The 21619-nt window shown below is 67.5% G+C and carries 21 protein-coding genes; 14 read left to right on the top strand and 7 right to left on the bottom strand.

Going from position 1 to position 21619, the window contains the following annotated elements; translation table 11 throughout:
* Positions 1–29: 29 nt before the first annotated feature.
* Both IEY07_RS13490 and IEY07_RS13485 read right to left on the bottom strand, forming a co-directional pair.
* Positions 30–551 carry a hypothetical protein gene (locus IEY07_RS13490; RefSeq protein ID WP_188895901.1) on the bottom strand — a complete coding sequence of 174 codons (522 nt, stop codon included), beginning with the start codon at positions 549–551 and terminating at the stop codon, positions 30–32.
* A complete protein-coding gene (locus IEY07_RS13485; RefSeq protein WP_188895900.1) occupies positions 548–1324 on the bottom strand; it encodes a hypothetical protein in 777 nt (258 codons plus the stop codon). The genes IEY07_RS13490 and IEY07_RS13485 overlap by 4 nt, the downstream gene beginning before the upstream one ends.
* 83 nt (positions 1325–1407) lie before the next feature.
* Between IEY07_RS13485 and IEY07_RS13480 the strand changes: the two genes are divergently transcribed.
* The 8 genes from IEY07_RS13480 to IEY07_RS13445 all read left to right on the top strand — a co-directional run bounded on the left by IEY07_RS13480 (position 1408) and on the right by IEY07_RS13445 (position 7820).
* On the top strand, positions 1408–2529 hold the full coding sequence (locus IEY07_RS13480) for an amidohydrolase family protein (protein ID WP_188895899.1): 1122 nt from the start codon (positions 1408–1410) through the stop codon (positions 2527–2529).
* Between the two features lie 197 nt (positions 2530–2726).
* Positions 2727–3188 (top strand): 30S ribosomal protein S16, encoded by a 462-nt coding sequence (rpsP, locus tag IEY07_RS13475; RefSeq protein WP_188895898.1) that lies wholly within the window; start codon positions 2727–2729, stop codon positions 3186–3188.
* 2 nt (positions 3189–3190) lie between these two features.
* Positions 3191–3472, top strand: coding sequence for an RNA-binding protein (locus IEY07_RS13470; protein WP_188895897.1), 282 nt, complete (start codon positions 3191–3193; stop codon positions 3470–3472).
* A gap of 32 nt (positions 3473–3504) precedes the next feature.
* On the top strand, positions 3505–4101 hold the full coding sequence (gene rimM, locus IEY07_RS13465) for a ribosome maturation factor RimM (protein ID WP_188895896.1): 597 nt from the start codon (positions 3505–3507) through the stop codon (positions 4099–4101).
* Entirely contained in the window at positions 4098–4856 is a 759-nt protein-coding gene (gene trmD / locus IEY07_RS13460; protein ID WP_188895895.1) for a tRNA (guanosine(37)-N1)-methyltransferase TrmD, read from the top strand. The genes rimM and trmD overlap by 4 nt, the downstream gene beginning before the upstream one ends.
* Before the next feature lie 58 nt (positions 4857–4914).
* The gene (locus IEY07_RS13455) at positions 4915–5895 is read left to right on the top strand and encodes an NAD-dependent epimerase/dehydratase family protein (RefSeq protein WP_188895894.1); all 981 of its coding nucleotides are present in this window, start codon (positions 4915–4917) and stop codon (positions 5893–5895) included.
* 141 nt (positions 5896–6036) lie between these two features.
* Positions 6037–6990, top strand: a complete 954-nt coding sequence (locus tag IEY07_RS13450) for an ATP-binding cassette domain-containing protein (RefSeq protein WP_188895893.1) — start codon at positions 6037–6039, stop codon at positions 6988–6990.
* Positions 6987–7820 (top strand): ABC transporter permease, encoded by an 834-nt coding sequence (locus tag IEY07_RS13445; RefSeq protein WP_188895892.1) that lies wholly within the window; start codon positions 6987–6989, stop codon positions 7818–7820. The genes IEY07_RS13450 and IEY07_RS13445 overlap by 4 nt, the downstream gene beginning before the upstream one ends.
* Positions 7821–7904: 84 nt before the next feature.
* Here IEY07_RS13445 and IEY07_RS13440 read toward each other — a convergent pair whose 3' ends face one another.
* Positions 7905–11204, bottom strand: a complete 3300-nt coding sequence (locus IEY07_RS13440) for an AfsR/SARP family transcriptional regulator (protein ID WP_188895891.1) — start codon at positions 11202–11204, stop codon at positions 7905–7907.
* Positions 11205–11263: 59 nt separating this feature from the next.
* On the opposite strand from IEY07_RS13440, the gene IEY07_RS13435 reads away from it, so the two are divergent.
* Positions 11264–12769, top strand: coding sequence for a sensor histidine kinase (locus IEY07_RS13435; RefSeq protein WP_188895890.1), 1506 nt, complete (start codon positions 11264–11266; stop codon positions 12767–12769).
* On the opposite strand, the gene IEY07_RS13430 is transcribed toward IEY07_RS13435, so the two are convergent.
* The gene (locus IEY07_RS13430; RefSeq protein ID WP_188895889.1) at positions 12694–13419 is read right to left on the bottom strand and encodes a response regulator transcription factor; all 726 of its coding nucleotides are present in this window, start codon (positions 13417–13419) and stop codon (positions 12694–12696) included. The genes IEY07_RS13435 and IEY07_RS13430 overlap by 76 nt on opposite strands.
* 246 nt (positions 13420–13665) lie before the next feature.
* Between IEY07_RS13430 and IEY07_RS13425 the strand changes: the two genes are divergently transcribed.
* Positions 13666–14697 (top strand): aldo/keto reductase, encoded by a 1032-nt coding sequence (locus IEY07_RS13425; protein ID WP_188895888.1) that lies wholly within the window; start codon positions 13666–13668, stop codon positions 14695–14697.
* Positions 14698–14768: 71 nt separating this feature from the next.
* Here the strand turns inward: IEY07_RS13425 and IEY07_RS13420 are convergent, their stop codons facing one another.
* Both IEY07_RS13420 and IEY07_RS13415 read right to left on the bottom strand, forming a co-directional pair.
* Positions 14769–15674, bottom strand: coding sequence for a GH25 family lysozyme (locus IEY07_RS13420; protein ID WP_188895887.1), 906 nt, complete (start codon positions 15672–15674; stop codon positions 14769–14771).
* Between the two features lie 50 nt (positions 15675–15724).
* Positions 15725–17431: a GH25 family lysozyme gene (locus IEY07_RS13415; protein ID WP_229670078.1), complete on the bottom strand. Its 1707-nt coding sequence runs from the start codon at positions 17429–17431 to the stop codon at positions 15725–15727.
* 524 nt (positions 17432–17955) lie between these two features.
* On the opposite strand from IEY07_RS13415, the gene frdA reads away from it, so the two are divergent.
* The 3 genes from frdA to IEY07_RS13400 are packed head-to-tail and all read left to right on the top strand — an operon-like array spanning position 17956 to position 20902.
* The gene (gene frdA / locus IEY07_RS13410; protein WP_229670077.1) at positions 17956–19719 is read left to right on the top strand and encodes a fumarate reductase (quinol) flavoprotein subunit; all 1764 of its coding nucleotides are present in this window, start codon (positions 17956–17958) and stop codon (positions 19717–19719) included.
* 2 nt (positions 19720–19721) lie between these two features.
* On the top strand, positions 19722–20495 hold the full coding sequence (locus tag IEY07_RS13405) for a succinate dehydrogenase/fumarate reductase iron-sulfur subunit (RefSeq protein ID WP_373288849.1): 774 nt from the start codon (positions 19722–19724) through the stop codon (positions 20493–20495).
* Positions 20492–20902, top strand: coding sequence for a fumarate reductase subunit C (locus tag IEY07_RS13400; RefSeq protein ID WP_188895885.1), 411 nt, complete (start codon positions 20492–20494; stop codon positions 20900–20902). Before IEY07_RS13405 ends, IEY07_RS13400 begins: the two co-directional genes overlap by 4 nt.
* Before the next feature lie 4 nt (positions 20903–20906).
* On the opposite strand, the gene IEY07_RS24165 is transcribed toward IEY07_RS13400, so the two are convergent.
* Positions 20907–21047, bottom strand: coding sequence for a hypothetical protein (locus tag IEY07_RS24165; protein ID WP_229670076.1), 141 nt, complete (start codon positions 21045–21047; stop codon positions 20907–20909).
* On the opposite strand from IEY07_RS24165, the gene IEY07_RS13395 reads away from it, so the two are divergent.
* Complete coding sequence (locus tag IEY07_RS13395) at positions 21046–21342, top strand: succinate dehydrogenase/fumarate reductase transmembrane subunit (protein WP_229670075.1); 297 nt, start codon at positions 21046–21048, stop codon at positions 21340–21342. The genes IEY07_RS24165 and IEY07_RS13395 overlap by 2 nt on opposite strands.
* The last annotated feature ends 277 nt before the right edge of the window (positions 21343–21619 follow it).

Raw genomic sequence — 21619 nt, 5'->3', positions numbered from 1 at the left:
AAGGAGTCCGTCGCAGCCTGGGCTGGGCGTCAGCTGCGGCCAAGCTTGATCACGCCGAGGAGCGCCGCTGCCTTGTGGTCGGGATCGCGGAATCGGAACCCGTCCCGCTTGCGGTCTTCGCGACCCTCGTACTGGTGCAGGACGGATCGTAGGTGCGCCGAGTCGTAGATCGTCACGATGTCGAGCCGGGTCGGGTGCCCGTGGGCTTCGATGGCGCCGTGATAGAAGCCCCAACTGAGTTGATCGAACAGCCGCATCCTCGCCGTGACCGTGCGGCGGAACCCGAACAGATCGATGGGCTTTCCCTCGACATTGTCGTAACGGTCGCCCGTGCGATCCGGATCGTACCGATCTGTGCCCAGGACTTCGATGATCTTGATCAGTCCGTCGACGTCGAGACCTGGGTGATCGTCGGCGCTGACGCCGCGGGCGATGATCTTGGCCATCGGGAAGTTCGCGCGGATCGTGGCATCGACCGATCGTCCGATCGTGTGATGATCAGGTTCGGACACAACCGTGTATTCGGGCAGCGGCACCATGATCAGCTTCATGGGCCATCCCGGATCGCCGGCCGGATCGCAGTTACGAGCTGATCAAGGTCGTGTTCGCCGATGTACGGCTGAAGCAGATCAACCAGAATCCGTACGGCGCGGCCGAACGACTCGAGGTCGCCGGACCCGATCAGGGTGTCTGCCAGCCGGCTCGGGACAGGCAGGCCGGCATTCTCAAGACTCACAGCGCCGAACTGCGGAAAGATCACGTGCTCATCGGCGGCCAGCAGTTGCAGGTAGTGATCCCGCGCGGTGCTCAGGCTTGCGAACGCTCTCCAGAACTGCCCGCGACCGGCATGTTTCAGGGCATCGCCGGCAGTGATACAGGCTAAGAACGTCCACTCCCGGCGGGTGTCCGAGGTCGGATCCCAGCGGCTGCGATCGATCGGGGTCGCGAGGCGATCGACCTTGTCGACGAGGGCCGTAGCCTCGGGTGGCAAACCCGACCGCGAGCTTGCCGGGGAGACGACCAGCGACAACTGCGGCCCATGCCGATACACGACGATCAAATGCGTCGTGTCCGGCCCGAAGTGCTGTCGCAGCGTTCCCGCGACCGGTCCGAACCGAGTCACATTCTCCTCGATCGCGTCGAGCTTCCCCTCAACGTCCTCGATCGTCAATCCCATGCCGGCGTCGATGTCGGACAGTTCATCGCCGGCACCGCGTCCGAGGGAGCCGCCGAGCTCCAGCCACCCGACCCAATCGGTCGCGGCTGCCCACTGCGCCAGCCGGCCCACAAGCTCAGGCGTACCGGGTGAAGGGGAGGTCGTCACGGTTCCAGTGTCGCAGCGTAGGCCGCTCAGCGGGCGAGGCTGAGCGGCCCGGCGATCGGTGCCCCGGCCGTCCACCCGGCAGAATGCCCGTCGTGGCAACCCTCGGATCCCAACGACTGCACCTGACCGGCGCCGTACTCCCCGATGGGGAACGGCGGGAGCTCTGGCTCGCCGACGGTCTGGTCCGCACCGAGCCCGTACGCGATGCCGTCGACCTGGAGGGCGGCTACATCCTGCCGGGCCTGGTCGACGCCCACTGCCATGTCGGCCTGGAGGCGCACGGGCCGGTCTCCGACGAGATCGCCGAGCAGCACGCGCTGGCCGATCGGGCCGCCGGCGCACTGCTGCTGCGCAGCCCGGGATCGCCGACCGACACGCGCTGGATGGACGACCGGGCCGACCTGCCCAAGCTGATCCGTGCCGGTCACCACATCGCCCGGCCCAAGCGATACATCCGCAACTATGCCGATGAGGTCGAGCCCGAAGACCTGATCGCCGCGGTCGAGGCGCAGGTGCCGGGGTCTGACGGCTGGATCAAGCTGGTCGGTGACTGGATCGACCGCGGGGTCGGGGACCTGGCTCCGCTCTGGCCGGCCGAGGTGGTCAAGCCGGCCATCGACCGTGCCCACGAGCTGGGGTTGCGGGTCACCGCGCACGTCTTCGGCGAACAGGCCGCGGCCGAATTGGTCGAGGCCGGAATCGACGGCATCGAACACGGCACCGGCATCACCGGATCGACCATCGCGCTGATGGCCGAACGGCAGGTGGCGCTAGTGCCGACCATGATCCAGTTGGAGAATTTCGAGACGTTCGCCGCCCAGGGCGAGGCCAAGTTCCCGACCTACGCCGCACACATGCGGGCGCTCTACGCCTCCCGACTGGAACGGTTCCGGGACGCGTACGACGCTGGGGTGCCGATCTACGCCGGGACCGACGCGGGCGGTTACCAGCCGCACGGCCGGATCGGGGACGAGGTCATCATGCTGGCCGAGCTCTTCGGCGCCGACTACGCACTGGGTGCCGCCTGCTGGCAGGCCCGGAGCTGGCTCGGCCGTCCGGACGCATTGTCCGAGGGCGCGGAAGCCGACCTGGTGGTGTTCGACGAGGATCCCAGATCCGACCTGCGGATCCTGGCCCGCCCACGCCACGTGATCCTGCGTGGCAGCCTGGTGGAGACTGCCGGTGGACAGTCCGATCGGCAATGAGTCGCTCAGTTAGGGGTCCGGCGGCCTGATCTGGCAGAATGTAGGGCGCGTCAGCGCGCTTTGGTGCCCTCTCATCACCAGCGTGCGCCGTCCACCCGAGTTTCCGCCCGGTGCCCCACGCCGGAGCTGGTGATTCACCCGTTCCCTGGCCGGGAAACAACCCGGAACCAGTATCCGTACAGGAGTATCCACCCACCGTGGCTGTCAAGATTCGTCTGAAGCGTCTGGGCAAGATCCGGACGCCGCACTACCGCATCGTCGTCGCCGATTCCCGGACCAAGCGAGACGGTCGGGCGATCGAGGAGATCGGCCAGTACCACCCCAAGAACGACCCGTCGATCATCCAGGTCGATTCCGAGCGGGCCCAGTACTGGCTGTCCGTCGGCGCCCAGCCGACCGAGGCCGTCGTCGCGCTGTTCAAGCGGACCGGTGACTGGCAGAAGTTCTCCGGCGACGCCAGCCCGTCGGGCATCGCGCCGCAGCCGGAGAAGAAGGACAAGCTGGCCGCATTCAACGCCGCGCTGGCCGAGAAGGGCAGCGAGCCGGTTTCGGCCGCCATCACCCGGGAGAAGGCCTCCGACAAGGAGGAGTCGACCGAGGGTGAGTCCTCCGACGCCGCATCGACCGAGGCCGCTGCCGACGAGAACGCCGAGGCCTGAGCATGCTCGCCGACGCGCTGGATCACCTGGTCCGCGGCATCGTCACCCATCCTGACGATGTCCACGTCCGGGACAAGGAACTGCGCCGTGGCCGGCTGCTCGAGGTGCGCGTGCATCCGTCCGACATCGGAAAGGTGATCGGCCGGAACGGCCGGACCGCCTCCGCCCTGCGGACCGTCGTCGGTGCGCTGTCGGGCCGGGACCAGGTCCGGATCGACTTCGTCGATCTGGAGCAGCGTGGCGGTCGCGGCGGTGGCCGTGGCGGTCGTTCCCGCCGGCACTGAGACAAGAGATCCCTGTTTCACAAGGTCACCCGATGTTCACCGAGATCACCGTGGGCGTGATTGTTCGCGCCCACGGGGTCCGCGGTGAGGTGGTGGTGGACCTGCGGACCGACGAACCGGAACGTCGGTTCGCGCCCGGAGAGGTGCTGCACCCCGACCCGTCAGATCGTGACGGAGGGAGCGGCACCTTTACTGTTGTCCGGACCCGGGAACACCAGGGACGGTGGCTGGTCATCTTCGCCGAGATCGGCGACCGCAACGCTGCCGAGGCGGCCCGTCGCGTCCGACTGGTCGCGCGAGTTCCGGCGGACGAGCGCCCTGCCGACGATGAGGAGTACTACGACCGGCAACTGGTCGGGCTGGCCGTGCACACCCAGGACGGCACCGGGGAGTCGGATGAGCCGATCGGCCAGGTGATCTCGGTCATGCACCTTCCGGCCCAGGACGTCCTGGAGATCTCCACACCCACCGGGGCCCGACTGGTGCCCTTCGTGAGCGAGTTGGTGCCGACCGTCGATCTTGGGGTCGGCCGGATCGTGCTGGCCCCAGTAGCCGGCCTGCTCGAGGACCTCGAGGACCAGACTGCGGATCGCGACCAGGCCCAGGATCAGGACGGCGCAGCGTCATGAAGATCGACGTTGTCTCGATCTTCCCCGAGTACCTCCAGCCACTGCGGCTTTCCTTGGTCGGCAAGGCCATCGAGAACGGGATCGTCGACCTCGGCGTGCACGACCTGCGGCGCTGGACCCACGACCGTCACCGGACCGTCGACGACACCCCGTACGGCGGCGGGGCCGGCATGGTGATGAGACCGGAGCCGTGGGGCGAGGCCCTGGACGAGATCGCTCCGATCGACCAGAAGGCGGGTGATCATCCGGGCCGGCTGTTGATCATGACACCGGCCGGACGTCCGTTCACCCAGCGGCTGGCCGACGAGTTGGCAGGCGAAGATCACTTGATCTTCGCCTGTGGTCGCTACGAGGGCATCGACGCCCGGGTCGCGGTGGACGCGTCGCGCCGGATGCGGACCGACGAGGTGAGCATCGGCGACTACGTCCTCAACGGCGGCGAGGTCGCCGCCCTGGTGATCATCGAGGCGGTCGTCCGGCTGCTGCCCGGAGTGATCGGCAACCCGGAGTCGCTGGCCGAGGAGTCGCACGCCGCCGGTCATGATCAGCTCCTGGAGTACCCGCTCTACACCAAACCGCCCAGCTGGCGCGAGCTCGATGTGCCCGAGATCCTCTTCTCCGGCCATCACGCCAGGATCGCCGCGTGGCGCCGTGAACAGGCCGAACGCATCACCCGGGAGCGCCGCCCGGACCTGCTGCCCGGTGCGGACCGGGATCCGCGTCCCGAGGAACGGCCCGGAGCCGGCGGCCGCTGACCCACGGCGTAGGTTGATCACGGATCTGACGATCGGATCGGTTGCAGAGAGGCGAACCATGGCGAACTTCTTGTTCATCGGCGGTACCGGGATCATCAGTGCGGCTGCCGTCCACCGGGCGACCGCCCTCGGGCACGACGTCACCGTGCTCAACCGCGGGCGCTCGTCGCTGCGGACGCTGCCCGAGTCGACCGAGGTGCTGACGGCCGACATCCGCGATCCCGAATCCGTACGCTCCGTGCTGGGCAACCGCGAATTCGACGCCGTCGCCGATTTCGTCGCTTTCCTGCCCGAACACGTCCAGACCGACCTGGACCTCTTCACCGGCCGGACCGGCCAGTACGTCTTCATCAGCTCGGCCTCGGCCTACCAGAAGCCGCCGGCCAAGGTCCCGGTGACCGAGGAGACTCCGCTGGACAACCCGTTCTGGCAGTACTCCCGGGACAAGATCGCCTGTGAGGAGCTGGTCCGGTCCAGCGAAGGGCTGAACTGGACGATCATCCGGCCGTCGCACACCTACGACCGCACCTCGCTACCGATCACCGGCGGCTGGACCGTCGTCGACCGGATGCGTCGTGGACTGCCGGTCTTCGTGCACGGCGACGGAACCTCGCTCTGGACCCTGACCCACACCGATGATCACGCGGTGGCCGTGGTCGGGCTGCTGGCCAACCCGGAGGCGTACGGGCAGGCCTTCCACACCACCAACGAGGATCCGCTGGCTTGGAACGACATCTACCTGACGCTGGGCCGCGCCGCCGGCGTCGAGCCGCGGCTGGTGCACATCGCCTCCGACGCGATCGCGGCACTGCACCCGGCCTGGGGCCCCGGGATCGTCGGCGACAAGGCGTACTCGATGATCTTCGACAACTCCAAGGTGCGCTCGGTGGTGCCGGACTTCGCCCCGGTGATCGACTTCACCGAGGGTGCCCGCCAGATCATCGAGTGGTACGACGCGGATCCGGGCCGCAAGGCCGTTGACCCGGAGGAGGACGCCGTCATCGAGCGGATCTGCACGGCTGCCACTGCCTATGCCTGAGATGGCCTGACGGGAGCCGTCAAGAGCTGATCGGGGCCGACAGGAGCTGTCAGCGGCGTGTGCGCGCCGTAACAGCGGATGCGCGCATCCTCGGAGTCGTCGGGCAACAACCTGCCCGGCATCTCTGACGAGGAGCACTCCATGACAGCCACTATCGAGGCCGCCGGACTGCGGAAGCGATTCGGCACCACGCAAGCCCTGGACGGCGTCGATCTGTACGCCGAGCAGGGCACCGTGCTCGGCGTGCTGGGCCCGAACGGCGCCGGCAAGACCACCGCCGTACGCGTCCTGGCCACCCTGCTGCAAGCCGACTCGGGCACGGCCACCATTGCCGGCTACGACGTTGCCAAACAACCCCAGAAGGTCCGCGAGACCGTCGGCCTGACCGGCCAGTACGCCTCGGTCGACGAGGATCTCACCGGCACCGAGAACCTGGTCATGATCGGCCAACTGCTCAACCTCAGCGGCGCCCAGGCCAGAGTCCGGGCTAAGGAACTGCTGGCCTGGTTCGACCTGACCGAGGCCGCCGGCCGACCCGCGAAGAAGTACTCCGGCGGCATGCGGCGCCGGCTCGACCTGGCCGCGAGCCTGGTCGGCCGGCCCAGCGTGATCTTCCTGGACGAGCCGACCACCGGGCTGGACCCGGCCAAGCGCGAGGACATGTGGGACGTCGTCCGCAACCTCGTGACCGAGGGCTCGACCGTGCTGCTGACCACCCAATACCTGGAGGAGGCCGACGCACTGGCGGACAAGATCACCGTCATCGACCACGGCCGGGTGATCGCCAACGACACCGCCGACGGCCTGAAGCGCGTGATCGGCGGCCACCGGATCAAGGTCCGGCCGACCGACCCCGAGCAGCTCGGCCGCGTCGCGACCCTGCTGACCCGGATCGGCACCGGTGAGCCGGAGGCCACCGGACGCAACACCCTGACCGTTCCGGTCACCGACGAGACCGTCCTGCCGGTCGTCGTCGGCCAGCTGGCCGACGCCGGGATCGGCGTCACGGAACTTTCCCTGCACCTGCCGACGCTGGACGAGGTTTTCCTGACCCTCACCGGCAAGGCGACCGATGATGAGGAGGTCGCGGCATGAGCATCATCACCGCACCTGATCCGACGACGTCGGCTGTCGACCTGCAGCGGCAGGGCGAACGGCCCGCAGTCGTCAAGTACCTGACACACTGCTTCGTGCTCGCCAAGCGCAGCCTGATCAAGACCATGCGAACACCGGAGGCGCTGGTCGACGTGACCATCCAGCCGGTGATCTTCCTCGGCCTGTTCACCTACATCTTCGGCGGCGCGATCGCTCATGGATCTCAGACCGGTTACCTGCAGTTCCTGCTGCCGGGCATCGTCGGCCAGACGATCGCGATGGCCAGCATCAGCCTGGGCTCCAACCTCAACAGCGACATCGAGAAGGGCGTGTTCGACCGGTTCCGGGCACTGCCGATCGGACGGTCCGCGCCGCTGGTCGGCGCCGTGATGGCCGACGTCGTCCGCTACCTGATCCTGTTGATCATCACCCTCGGAGTCGGGATGATCATGGGATTTCGGATCCACACCTCAGTCGGTGCCGCGCTCGGCGGGATCGGGCTGGCGCTCGGCTTCGCCCTGTGCTTCGTCTGGGTGTCGGTCTTCATCGGCATGAAGGCTCGGACCTCCGGGGCGGTCACCGGCATCACCATGCTGATCGTGATGCCGCTGAGCTTCGGCAGCAACGTCTTCGTCCCGACCAACACGATGCCGGGCTGGCTGCAGGACTTCGTCAAGGTCAATCCGCTCAGCCACCTGGTCGGCGCGATCCGGGCGCTGTTCACCGGCGGCGCCTGGGGGACCGACGTGCTCTGGACCCTGGCTTGGATGGCCGTGCTGCTGCTGGTCTTCGCACCGCTGGCCGTGCGCGCCTACCGCAAGCGCGTCTAGCCGACATCCGATCCCTGAGCTGGTCGACGGGCCGCCGGTTCGACCAGCTCAGGGATCTTCGATGTCTGGTGGATCTTCGATGTCTCAAGGAGCCTTGACGCGATCGAGACTCTCGAAGCGGGCTGGATCCATCAGCGCGTCGAATTCGGCCCGATCCAGCGCTCGTCCGGCGGCGAAAAGCTCGTCGAAGGCCGCATCGCCGAGATCCGCCCGCAACCGCTCGGCGACCCCGATCTGACGCGGGTCGGTCAGCCTGTCGATTCCCAGTAATCCCGCGCTGCCGCCCAACAGCCGGGCGGCCCGCTCACCGTCACCGACCACCTGTGCGGCAGCTGCCGTGGCGACCGCGAATTCGGCCAGGATCGGGACGTCCTCGGTCGCCAGCGCGGCGGCATATCCGCGGCGCAGATCTGCGATCGCCTGGTGCACCCGCGGCCGCAGCTGCGAGTCGTCGCTCACCGGACCGGCTCCGGGATGCTCGAGCCGATCGATCGCCAGCTCGACGTGGGCGCCGCTGGCCAGCGCCATCGACGACGCATGGGCAGAGAACCGGTTCGTCAGCAGCCTGTCGTCGATCAGGGCGCGCATGGTGGCAACGAAGTCCGACGCCTCGGCCGTGCGTCCCTCGGCCACCAGCACGGCGGCCTCCACCGAACGGCAGAGCAGCTCCCGTTCCCGCTCCATCGCGGAGTTGTGGTTGGACTCCCGCATCCGCCGCACCTGCTCGCGGGCCGCTGCCGTCCGGTCTCGACGCAGCTCGAGCGCGGCCAGCCTGAGGTGGGTGAGCAGGACATCGTCGCCCGATCCGATCTCGGGGGCCAGTTTGAGGACCTCATGGAGTGCCTCGACGGCCTTGTCGGTCTCGCCGTCGAGGGTGAGCAGCTGAGCGCGCTGGCCGAGCACCGCAGACAGGCCCCAGACATCGCCGGTCCGGGTGAACGCGTCGTAGGCGGCATCGGTGAATCGGGCCATCTGCTCCCTGTGGCCGAGATTCTCCGCCATCCAGGAGGCGGCGGCGTAGATGGCTCCCCGGACCCACGGGTCCTCGACATCGTCGGCCCGTTCCACCAGTTGCGCCATCGAGACGCCGCGCTCGGCGCCCAGATAGATCGGCAGCTGCTCCCGGAGCACGATCAACCCCGCGAACGGCGGCTCCGGCGCCCGACGCATCCGCTCGATCAGGTCGGCCATCACTGCCCGGGCCTGCCCCGAATCGAATTCCAGCAGCTCCCGGTTGGACATCCTGTAAATCGCCTCGGCGTAGACGAGCAACGGCTCGTTCTGGCCCTCGTTGGCGGCGATCACCTCGCCGAGCCAGTAGCCGAGCTCGGTCTCCTGATCACGGATCTGGTACTGCCAGTACAGTGCGAGGACCATGATCAGCGCCCGGTGCGGGTCGGCGCCGTCGATCAGGAACCGCAATGCAGCAAGGACATTTCCGCGCTCGGCATCCATGATCTCGCGCGCGGCGCGTTGCCGGTGGTCGCGCAGCTGTGGCTCGAGTTCGAGCACCAGATCGTAGAAGTGGTCCGCGTGCCGGGCACGGGCCGCGGCCAGCTCGCCCCGCTCGGCCAGGCGCTCGGCGCCGTACTCCCGGATCGTCTCCAGCATCCGGAATCTGACCGGAGCGCCACCGGAGGGCTCCAGCAGCGACTTGTCGGCCAGGTTGATCATCAGATCGCCGATCTCGTCGGCCTTCAACCGCTGGTCGGCACAGATCGCCGTCGCGGCCTCGATGCCGGTCCCGGCCGGGAAGATCGCCAGGCGCTCGGCGAGCAGCCGTTCGGTGTCGGACAGCAGATCCCAGCTCCACTCGACGACCGCGCGTAGCGTCCGGTGCCGGGGCAGACTCGTACGATTCCCACCCGTCAGCAGCCGGAAGCGGTCCGACAACAGCCGGGCGATCTCGGTGACTGGAAGCACCCGCAGTCGAGCCGCGGCCAGTTCGATCGCCAGCGGCAGCCCGTCCAACCGCCGCAGGATGTCCATGACGGCAGGAAGATCCGCCTCGCTGAGCCGGTAGCCGCCCACGATCGCCGACGCCCGGTCGACCCACAACCGTACCGCTGCATATCGGGTTGCCTGATCGATGTCGATCTCCTCCGGCGGCAGTCGCAGCGGTGGCAGCGGACAGAGCGTCTCGGCAGTGAGCGCGAGCGGCTCGCGGCTGGTCGCCAGCACCCGGACACCCGGTGCCGCGACCAGCAGTTCTTCGACCAGCCGGGCCACTCCGTCGATCAGATGCTCGCAGTTGTCGATCACCAGCAGGCACTGGGTGGTGCTGAGATGGTCGAGCAGACGCTGCAGTTCGTCGGTCCCGGTGCGCTCGCTGCGCTCCCGCAGCGACGGGTCACCGAGGCCGAGTGCGCCCAGTAATGCGCCCGGGATGTTCTCCGGCGCGCCGATCGGGGCGAGTTCGACCACCCAGGAAGGCTGATCGTGATCGCGCATCCACTGCAGCGCGGACTCGGTGGCGATCCGGGTTTTCCCGGCACCGCCCGGGCCGACGATCGTCACGAGCCGGGCCGACTCCAGGGATTCGGCGATTCGGGCGAGTTCCGGCTCGCGACCGATGAAGCTGGTCAGGCCGGGGCGCAGATTCGTGCGCGGCTCGGGTTTGGCCGGTGGCGACGGACGTGCGGCAATGACCGGCAGTTCGCCACGTAACAACGCCAGATGCAACTGCTGCAACTCAGGGCCGGGATCGGAGCCCAACTCGTCGGCCAACCGTCGTCGGCACTTCTCGTAGGCCGCCAACGCCTCGTTGACGCGGCCGGTCGCTGCCAGCGCCCGGAGCTGCTGGGCAACGAAGCGCTCCCGCAGCGGATGGCTGTCGATCAGTTCGTCCAGTTCACCGATCACCTCCGCACCGCGACCGAGATCGAGCAGTGCGTCGATCCGGGTGCTGACCACCTCCAGACGGTAGTTCAGGCAGGCGGTGACGATCGGGTGGACGTATTCGGCGTCCCCGGCGTCGGTGAGCGGTTCGCCGCGCCACAGCTCCAGCGCAGCCGTGCAGGCCTCCAGCGCGTCCTCCGGCCTGGCCTGGCGTTGCAGCCGTACGGCCTGGCCGGCCAGTTCGGCGAATCGATGCAGGTCGATCGCGCTGCGATCGACGTCCAGCCGGTAGCCCGCAGGCTCGGCCGTGATCAGGGCCGGCTCGGCGAAGGCGCGACGCAGCCGCGACACCAGGGACTGCAGCGCATTGGCGGCGTCGGCGGGCGGCTCGTCGTCCCACACCGCGTCGATCAGCTCGCCGACCGGCACCGGCTTGGGTGCGTCGACGGCCAGCCGGACCAGCAGCGTACGCAACCGGGCGCCGGCCAGCGCGACCTTCCGGCCGCCCAGACTGACCTCCAGCGGGCCGAGGATCGCGATCTGCACAGGGCAAGCGTAAGCGTGGACGCAGGTCGATCCCTGGATCGAGGGTCCAGACTGGACCCATGGGTCTGAGGCGGAGCTCGGTGGTCAGCGCCGTGCTGGTGGTTGGCGCGGCACTGCTGGCCGGTGGCGGGCTGTTGCTGGTGCTGCTGCAGTCCGCGCTGATCAACACCACCCAGGTGTCGCTGGACGAGCGGGCGCGCGATGTCGCGCTGTTGGTCCAGCAGAGCGGGCTGGACCGGACCGACCTCGAGGTCACCGCCGACCTCGAGCACGGCGAGCGGATCCAATTGCTCACCCCGAACGGCACGGTCGTGCAGTCCTCCGACACCCGGTTGACCGTGCCGATGGCACCGGGGCTGTTGCCCGCGACGGGGCAGTCGATCAGCCGCCGGGTGCCCGAGATCCCGGCTCTTGACTCCGATGACGATGTGCTGGTGGTCGGGTACGGGTTCAGCGCCCACGGTAGGAATCTGATCGTCCAGATCGGCCGCCCGGTCCAGATCCAGGCCGACACCATCCGCACGGTCGGCTGGTTCCTGCTCGGCGGCGGTCCGCTGCTGCTCGGCGTGGTCGCGATCGCCACCTGGGTGCTGGTCGGCCGGTCCCTGCGGACGGTCGACCGGATCACCACCCAGGTCTCGCGGATCGGTGGCCGCAGTCTGGACGAGCGCATCGAGGTGCCGAGAACCGCAGACGAGATCGAGCACCTGGCCCGGACGATGAATTCGATGCTGGACCGGTTGCAGGCCTCGGACCGGGCCCAGAAGGCGTTCGTCTCCGACGCCAGCCATGAGTTGCGCAGCCCGCTGTCGACTCTGATGGTCACCTCCGAGATCGCCTCGAAGGACCCGACCGGCAAGACCTGGCTGGAGATGGGGGACCTGATCGATTCGGAGGTCAGCCGGATGCAGTCGCTGGTGGACGACCTGCTGACGCTGGCCAAGGTGGACGCCAACGGGCTGATGCTGCGGCGCGAGGAGGTCGATCTCGACGACCTGCTGCAGAACGAGATCCGGCGGCTGCGGGCAGCCTCACGGGTACGCGTCCGGGCCAGGATCCAGCCGGTGCGCGCGGTGGGCGACCCGGATCGGCTCGCGCAGGTGATCCGCAACGTGGTCGACAACGCGCGTCTGCACAGCCGTGGTCAGGTGGCGATCACCCTGACCGCCGAGGACGGCCTGGCCCGGATCCTGATCGACAACGACGGGCTCGTGATCCCCGAGGCCGATCGGCAGCGGATCTTCGAGCGCTTCGTACGCCTCGACGACGACCGCTCCCGGGACAGCGGCGGCAGTGGACTCGGACTGGCCATCAGCAGCGCGATCATGGCGGCCCATGACGGTCGGATCAGCGCAGCTGAGACAGATCAGGGCTGGTGCCGCTTCGTGATCGAACTACCCATCAGCACCGACCAGATCAAGATCGACGATCAGGATGACGATGATCACCCTGAAGTCGATCATGAACCGGTTGATCATGAACCGGGTGATCAGGCCCGGCCGACCCCTGAGCCCGCCAACCGGGACGGCAGATCGTCGCCGGACTGGTCCGGCGTCAGGCGATAGCCCATCCCGCGGACGGTCAGCAGCGTATGCAGGCCGAAGGGGATGTCGATCTTCTTGCGCAGATAGCTGATGTAGACCTCGACGACGTTTTCGCTGCCCTCGAAGGAGGAATCCCAGACGTTGTCCAGGATCTCGCCCTTGGTGACGATGTCTCCGGCGTGCCGCATCAGATAGGAGAGTAGGCCGTACTCGCGGGCGGTCAGGGTGATCTCGTGCTCGCCACGATGCACCCGACGTTTCGCCGGGTCGAGCCGCAGAGTGCCGACGGTGACGACGTTGGGCCGCTCCGGGGTGCCGCGCCGGATCAGCGCCCGCAACCGGGCGACCAGCACGATGAAGCTGAACGGCTTGGTCAGGTAGTCGTCGGCACCGAGATCGAAGGCGTCGGTCTGGTCGTAGTCGCCATCCTTGGCGGTCAGCATCAGCACCGGTGTCCAGACCCGGCGACGGCGGATCTCCTTGAGGACGTCATAGCCGTTGAGCCGGGGCAGCATGATGTCCAGCACGATGGCGTCGTACGCGTTCTCGGTCGCCGACCACAGACCGCTCACACCGTCGTTGCAGACGTCGACGACGAAGCCCTCCTGGCGCAGCCCGACCCGCAGCGACTCGGCGAGCTTCTTCTCGTCCTCCACCACCAGAACCCTCATGGGCCCTCCCATCAATTCCCGAGACGCATTCCTGACACACATTCCCGACACACATTCCCGACACGATTGAACCCGTGTTCTGTTGCCAGCACGCACAAGAGTGCTTGGTGTCCCTGAGTCGCGGCTGTGAGCGCTTCCACAGTAGCCCCGGCGGCCGCTTCCGCCGGCTACCTGCTAGAAAGCTCCCGTGAGCCCGAGGCGCGACTGCACGTAGGACACCAGTAAGCCAAGGGAATGAGGATTGACATGCAATATCGGACACTCGGCGGCAGCGGGGCGATCGTCTCCGCCCAGGCGATCGGCGCCATGACCTTCGGGAGCGAGGCCGACGAGCCAACGTCGTACGCGATCCTGGACGCGTTCTTCGCTGCCGGCGGCACCTTCATCGACACCGCAGACGTCTACAGCGGCGGCATCTCCGAGGCGATCGTCGGCCGGTGGCTGAAGGCTCGTGCGACCGAGGCCCGGCAGGCCGTGGTCGCCACCAAGGGCCGTTTCCCGATGGGGCCCGGGCCGAACGATCTCGGGCTGTCCCGGCGGCATCTCGGCGATGCGCTGGACAACTCGCTGCGCCGGCTGGGCGTGGACCGGATCGATCTCTACCAGATGCACGCCTGGGACGCCGTCACCCCGCTGGAAGAGACGCTGCGCTTCCTGGACGACGCCGTACGGGCCGGCAAGATCGCCTACTACGGCTTCTCCAACTACCTCGGTTGGCAGCTGACCAAGGCGGTCCAGATCGCCAAGGCGAACGGGTACGCGCCGCCGGTGACCCTGCAGCCGCAGTACAGCCTGCTGGTGCGCGGTATCGAGCACGAGATCGTGCCGGCCGCGCTGGACGCCAACATCGGACTGCTGCCATGGTCGCCGCTGGCCGGTGGCTGGTTGTCGGGCAAGTACCAGCGCGATGTGTTCCCGACCGGCGCCACCCGGCTCGGCGAGAATCCCACCCGCGGTCAGGAGGCGTGGGAGGCGCGCAACTCCAACCCGCACACCTGGCAGGTGATCGACGCCGTCGCCAAGGTGGCCGAGGACCGTGGTGTCTCGCAGTCCCAGGTCTCGCTGGCCTGGCTGGCCGCCCAGCCGGCCGTGACCAGCGTGCTGCTGGGGGCCCGCAGCGTCGAGCAGCTCAACGACAACCTCGGCGCCGCCGACCTCGTGCTGACCGCGGAGGAGCTGGACACCCTGTCCGAGGCGAGCATCCCGCCCGCCGAGCCCTATCCGTACGGTGAGGCGGGCTCGAACCAGCGGAACCGGAACATCTCCGGCGGACGCTGATCCGAGCCGCGTCTGACGCTTCGGGTGTTCGACTTCCGGTCGACTGCCGGTCGACTTCGGCCCGGCCGCGCTCAGCTGTTCTTGGCGGTGGCCAGTTTCTTCAGTTGGGTGAGGCCGGAGCTGAAGCGGTCGAGGTCGGCCGCGCCGGATCCCGAGTACTGCCAGATGGTCTCGTAGTTCCAGCCGCCGGGCATCGCCGGCAAGGTCTTGCCGTAGTAGGCGATCCACAGCGGATTCGTAGTCCCGTAGTGGGTCGTGTTGCCGACGCAGGTCTTCCAGAAGCTGATGTTGGTGTAGATCGGGATGTGCCGGTGCAGCTTCGACCAGTAGTAGGTGGTGAAGCTCTTCATCCAGGTCAGCATCTGGGCCGGCGTCTTGCCGTAGCAGGGCTTGGAGCTGTCGGTGTAGTTCTGTTCCATGTCCAGCGCGCCCGGCAGGGTCTTGCCGTCGGCGGTCCAGCCGCCGCCGTGGGCGATGAAGTACTTGGCCTGGGCTGCGCCGCTGGCACCGTCCGGGCGGCCGAACGCGTACGCGCCGCGGATCATCCCGGCCTTCGCCGATCCGGTGTACTGGCTGTTGAAGTACGGATTGGTGTACGAGGTGCCCTCGGTCGCCTTCACATAGGCGAACCGGACTCCCCGGGAGTACCACGTCGGCCACTCGACATCGCCCTGGTAGCTGGCCACGTCCATGCCGTCGACCGTGGTGCTCGTGGTCGCCATCGGGGTCGTCTGCATGGAGGAGGCCGTCGACTTGGACAGCTGGGACTTCATCGCCCAGCCGGCGTAGCCACCGCCGCCGGCCGAGATGCCTGCCTGTTTGGCCTGGGCGTCGGGATTCCGGTTGAATCCCGGCGGGCTCGCCTGGGCATTCACCGACCCGGCGACGGCGAGGGTCGCCGCCAGCCCGAGGCTGGCGCCGCCGAGGGCGATCCTGCGCAGCACCTTCGCGCTGCGACGTTCGGTACGGATGGGCAACGGGGCACTCATACGACTGCGGGACCTCTCAGGTTGGGGATGGCGGTAGGTCAGTGCTTCTTCGGGTTCAGGGGGTAGCGGTCCATCTTGTCGCTGACTCCGTCCTTGTCGGTGTCCTTCTTGACGGGGTCGGTACCGGCCTTGCGTTCGGCCGCGTCACTCACGCCGTCCTTGTCAGAGTCCTTGCGATTAGGTGAGGAGTAGGCCTTGTACGCCTTCTTCCCGCTCACCCGGACCGTGACCGCGGTGTGCAGTTCCTTGTAGTCGGACAGGCCGTCGCCGTCGGAGTCCTTCTTCAGCGGGTTCGGCTTGACCGTCCCGTAGCGCGGCAGCTTGATGCCGGTGATCTCTGCCTTGTCGGACAGGCCGTCGCCGTCGGTGTCCTTGCGCCGGGGGCTGGTGTGCAGCGAACGCTCCTTGGCATCACTGAGCCCGTCGTGATCGGTGTCGGCGACATTCGGCGAGGAGAAGGTCGTGTAGCGGGTGCTGGTGTAGACCCGGATTCCGGTCTTCACCTCGGTGTAGTCGGACAGGCCGTCGCCGTCGGAGTCCTTCTTCAGCGGGTTGGGCCGTACGGTGCCATAACCCTTGATCTTGATACCGGTGATCTCGGTCTTGTCGGAGAGTCCGTCGCCGTCGGTGTCCTTCTTGAGCGGATCGGTCTTGACCACGCCGTAATGCAGGATCTTGGTCCCGGTGATCTCCGCCTTGTCGGACAGTCCGTCGCCGTCGGTGTCCTTCTTCTTCGGGTTGGTGCCGTACTTCGCTTCCTGGGCGTCGGTCAGTCCGTCGCCGTCGGTGTCCTTGTTCGCGGCGGGCTTGCTCGGGGCCGGCTTGCTCGGGGCGGTCGTGGTGGTGGTGTCGTCGCCGGTCGCCAGCACGGTCAGCCGGCTCGCCGTGCCGTTGAAGACGTCGAGATCGGTCGAACCGCTGCCGGAGTACTGCCAGAAGGTGTCATAGGTCCAGCCGCCCGGATAGCTGCTGGAACTCGGTCGGCTGCTGCCCCAATACGCCAGCCAGAACGGGTTGTTGGCCGAGAACGCCTTGCTGTTGCCCAGGCAGTCCTTCCAGAACGAGATGTTGGTGTAGATCACCGCGTCCCGGCCGGTCTTCTTCTTGTACTCGGTGAGGAAGCTCTTCACCCAGCTGACGTTCTCGGCGGGCGTGTTGCCCCAGCAGCGGGTTCCCTTGCCGGTGTAGTTGTCCTCGATGTCCAAGGCGCCCGGCAGGGTCTTGCCGTCCGCCGACCAGCCGCCGCCGTGCTTGACGAAGTAGTCGGCCTGGGCCGCCCCGGTGCCGCTGTCCGGCCGGGCGAAGTGGTAGGCACCGTGCTTCATCCCGACCTGGTACGAGCCGGTGTACTGCTGGCTGAAGTACGGGTTGGTGTAGGTGGTTCCCTCGGTCGCCTTGGTGTAGGTCCAGCGGACACCCTTGCCGTACCAACTCGACCAGTTGACATTGCCCTGGTAGCTGGAGACGTCGATGCCCGGCACACCGGACGGGGTCGTCGCGGTGCTGGCGGCGGCGTTCATCCGCGCCTTCAGTACCGGGCCCTGCGCATGCAGGGTCCAGCCGGCGTAGCCACCGCCCGACGCGGTGATTCCGGCGTTCTCGGCGGAGCTCGACGGGTCCCGGTTCAGCGGGGCGGCACCCGCGTCGTGGGGGAGCATGGACGACACCACACCGATGGAGAGGGCGGCCGCGCCGATGGCGGCGGCCTTTCGACGGGTAGCGCGGTGCACGGGGTTCTTGGACATGGCGAACGAGGTGCTTTCTGCGAGCGGGCGATGGGCCCGGACCTGGGGCGACGGGTGTTCTTGCTGGGCGGATCGTGATGGTGCTGTGATGCAGTTGTGAGGTTCCGTGGGTGCATCGCACCGCAGAAACCCGGCCGTCGCCCCGATCGACAGCGCTAATGGAACTTTTATCACGAAACATCGGCCACGTCAGCCACGTCTGTAACAGCCGTTGTGTTATAAGCCGCCCCGAGCGCGGTGATGTGACCGTGACCTGAGCGTGAGGTGGGCGAATTATCACCGGCTCGGGCGCACACGGGATCCGTCGCGAATTGATCTGCACCTTTGGTCGAGGGTCGCGCCCCGAATCCCCGCCAGCCCCTTCCCAAATCCGGCCCGAACGCGATATCTATGGCATAGCGACTGCACACGTTCGTTCGGGCCCGCTGGATTCAGGGGCTCGGTACAGCCGCGTTGATGGGTCCGACGATGTACCTGCAACGTGCTCGATGTTCACGTGTGACCGCCCGGCCCGGAGTGTCCCGGTGAGCGACGGCGTGATGGTTGCTGCCCACGACGTGCTGATCGTGGGCGGTGGTGCAGCCGGGCTGAGGGCTGCGATCGGGATTTCGCAGTCCAGCCCTGATCTCGACATCGCGATGGTCTCCAAGGTCTATCCGATGCGCAGCCACACCGTCTCTGCCGAAGGCGGCGCCGCTGGTGTCGCCGCGGAGGACGACACGATCGAGGAGCACATCTACGACACCATCTCCGGCAGCGACTGGCTCGGCGACCAGGACGCGATCGAGGCGTTCGTCAACGAGGCTCCGCACGAGTTGTTGCAGCTGGAGCACTGGGGATGTCCGTGGAGCCGGCAGCCCGACGGCCAGATCGCGGTCCGCGCCTTCGGCGGCATGAAGAAGATGCGCACCTGGTTCGCCGCCGACAAGACCGGCTTCCACCTGTTGCACACGCTCTTCCAGACCTCGCTGAAGTATTCGACGCTGCGCCGCTACGACGAATGGTTCGTGACCAAGTTGCTGGTCGACGACGGGCGCGTACACGGCGTTGTCGCGGTCGAGCTGGCGACCGGGGAGATCCACGCCATCACCGCCAAGGCGGTCATCCTGGCGACCGGGGGCTGCGGCAAGGTCTTCCCCTTCACCACCAACGCCAACATCAACACCGGCGACGGCATGGCGCTGGCACTGCGGGCCGGCGCGCCGCTGAAGGACATGGAATTCGTCCAGTACCACCCGACCGGGTTGCCGTTCACCGGGATCCTGATCACCGAGGCCGCCCGGGCCGAGGGCGGCTGGCTGCTCAACAAGGACGGCTACCGCTTCTTGCAGGACTACGACCTGGGCAAGCCGACGCCGACACCGGTGCTGCGCAGCATGGAACTCGGGCCCAGGGACCGGGTGTCCCAGGCGATCTACGGTGAGATCCAGAAGGGCAGGGCGATCGACACTCCGTACGGCGCGGTCGTCAACCTTGATCTTCGGCATCTCGGCGCCAAGCTGATCGACACCAAACTGCCGTTCGTTCGCGAGCTCTGCCTGAAGTACGAGCGGATCGACCCGGTCAAGGAACTGATCCCGGTCCGGCCGGTGGTGCATTACATGATGGGCGGCGTCCACACCGACATCAACGGCGCCACCCCGATCGAGGGTCTGTACGCCGCAGGCGAGACCGCCTGCGTCAGCATCAACGGTGCCAACCGGCTCGGCTCGAACTCGCTGCCGGAGACGCTGGTCTTCGGGGCGCGGGCCGGCAAGGCCGCTGCGGCGTACGTGCGGTCGGTGGGTGACCGGCCCGGCACCGTGGAGGCCGCGATCCGGGCCCAGGCCGACGATGAGGCACGCCGGCTGCGTACCGAGCTGATCGGCCGCGACGGCAGCGAGCGGGTGCCGGAGATCCGCGAGCAGATGCAGCACACGATGGAGACGGCCGCCGGTATCTACCGCAACGGGCCAGATATCGCGACCGGAGCCGGTGAACTGGCCGAGTTGCAGCAACGGATGGCCAAAGCCGGGGTGGCCGACGCCAGCCGGGCGTTCAACACCGAGCTCACCACAGCACTCGAACTGGCCAACATGCTCGACATCGCGCAGTCGATGTTGATATCTGCGGGGCAGCGCGAGGAGTCCCGGGGCGCACACCAGCGCACCGACTTCCCGAAGCGCGATGACGCACGATTCCTGGTCCACCAACTCGTGCACCGCGACGATGGCGGCGGGCTGCGGACCGAACAACTGCCGGTGACCATCACTCGATGGCAACCGGGGGAGCGGGTCTACGGGAGGTAGCCGTGACTTTGGAAGCAGCGGCACGGGCCGCCGAGGAGAGCATCACCCTCGAGGTCACCCGGTACGAGCCGGACGGGGACACCGAGCCGCACACCCAGTCCTACGTTGTGCCGTTGCGCAAGGACTGGACGGTGCTGGACGGCCTCAACTACGTCAAGGACAGCCTCGACCCGAGCCTGTCCTACCGCTGGTCCTGCCGGATGGGGGTGTGCGGTAGTTGCGGGATGAATGTCGGCGGTCGGCCGAGCCTGTCGTGCGGAACGTTCCTCAGCGATTTCGCGCCTGGACCGGTGCGGGTCGAGCCGCTGTCCAATTTCCCGGTGATCAGGGATCTGGTGGTCGACATCACCGACTTCCTGGACAAGCTCCCGACCGTCAAACCGTGGATCATCCGCGACGACGGTGACGTCGACGTGCACGCGGGGGAGTTCCTGCAGACCCCGGCCGAGCTGGACGCGTACAGCCAGTTCAGCTCCTGCATCAACTGCATGCTGTGCTACTCGGCCTGCCCGGTCTACGGCCTGGACCCGGACTTCACCGGGCCGGCGGCGATCGCGCTGGCCGAGCGATACAACCTGGACTCCCGCGACCAGGGCGCCCGCGAGCGGCTCGACGTGTTGATCGAACGCGAAGGGCTGTGGGGCTGCACCTTCGTCGGCGAGTGCACCCGGGTCTGTCCGAAACATGTCGACCCGGCCTCGGCCATCCAGCGCTACAAGCTCAAGGCTGCCCAGGAATCCGTACGCGCCGTGTTGCTGCCCAGGGGTGGCCGATGAGTGTCCAGACCCCGGGCCGCTCGCGGCCGCGCGCCTATCGACGACCGGTGTCGGTCTGGTGGTGGCTGCGCAAGCCGACCTATCTGCTCTTCGTGCTGCGGGAGTTGAGCAGCATCTTCATCGCCTGGCTGGTGGCCTTCCTGGTGATCATGGTCTTCTCCGTCGGACGGGGCGCCGACTCCTATCGCGGATTCATGGACTGGGCCGGTCAGGCCTGGGTCGTGGTGATCAACGTACTCGCCTTCGCCTTCGCCGCGCTGCACACGGTGACCTGGTTCCTCCTGACGCCCAAGGCAATGGCATTGCGTGTCCGCGGTCGTGCTGTTCCGGCGCGGGCGGTTGTGACCGGCGAGTACGTCGTCCTGGCGATCGTCACCGTTCTCGTTCTCTGGCTGGTGTTGCGATGACGTCTCATTCGGCTCCCCATCCCGCCTCGCAGCCGACACCGCTGCGGGTTCCGGCGCGGAAGGCAGCAACCTCGCGGCGGTCGGCGACCCGGCGCAGACCACCGGCCGAACCCTTCGTGTGGTTGGGATTCTCGGCGGGTGGCATGATCGCGGCAGTGTTGCTCCCGGTCGCCGCCTTCCTGTTCGGGATCGCGATTCCGCTCGGCTGGCTGCAGCCCGATTTCGGTCATCTGTCCGCGGTGATCACCAACCCGGTCACGATCATCCTGATGATCATCGGCTTCATCGTCCTGATCGTGCACAGCGCGCATCGGCTGCGCTACCTGCTCTACGACGGCCTCAAGATCAAACGCCGCACGCTGGTCGGCGCCCTTTGCTACGGCGGCGCCGTGGTCGCCTCAGCCATCATGATCATCCTCGTCCTGATGGCCGCCTTGTGACCATTCGACTGGCTCCTCGCCCTCACCGGCCGGAAGTCGCGACGAGAACCAGCCGCCCGCCGCGAGCGCAGTGAGGTCGTTGCGGAGCGTGCGAAGCAATGACGTCAGAAGCCGATTCGAGGACGGAACCGATCCGGGGGTCGAGGGGGTCGTCCCCCTCGAACTGGCGATTGCTGGTGCCCGATCGCGGCAGCAGCAGGGAGCAGACGAATCAAGGTTGCGGAGCCCGCGGAGCAACGACGCCGTAAGGAGTATGTTGACCGGACCGGTCCGGGGG

Source organism: Microlunatus endophyticus (assembly GCF_014646195.1).
GTDB lineage: Bacteria > Actinomycetota > Actinomycetes > Propionibacteriales > Propionibacteriaceae > Microlunatus > Microlunatus endophyticus.
Note: the sequence above shows the minus strand (reverse complement) of the source record. Positions and strands in the feature narration are given on the sequence as shown.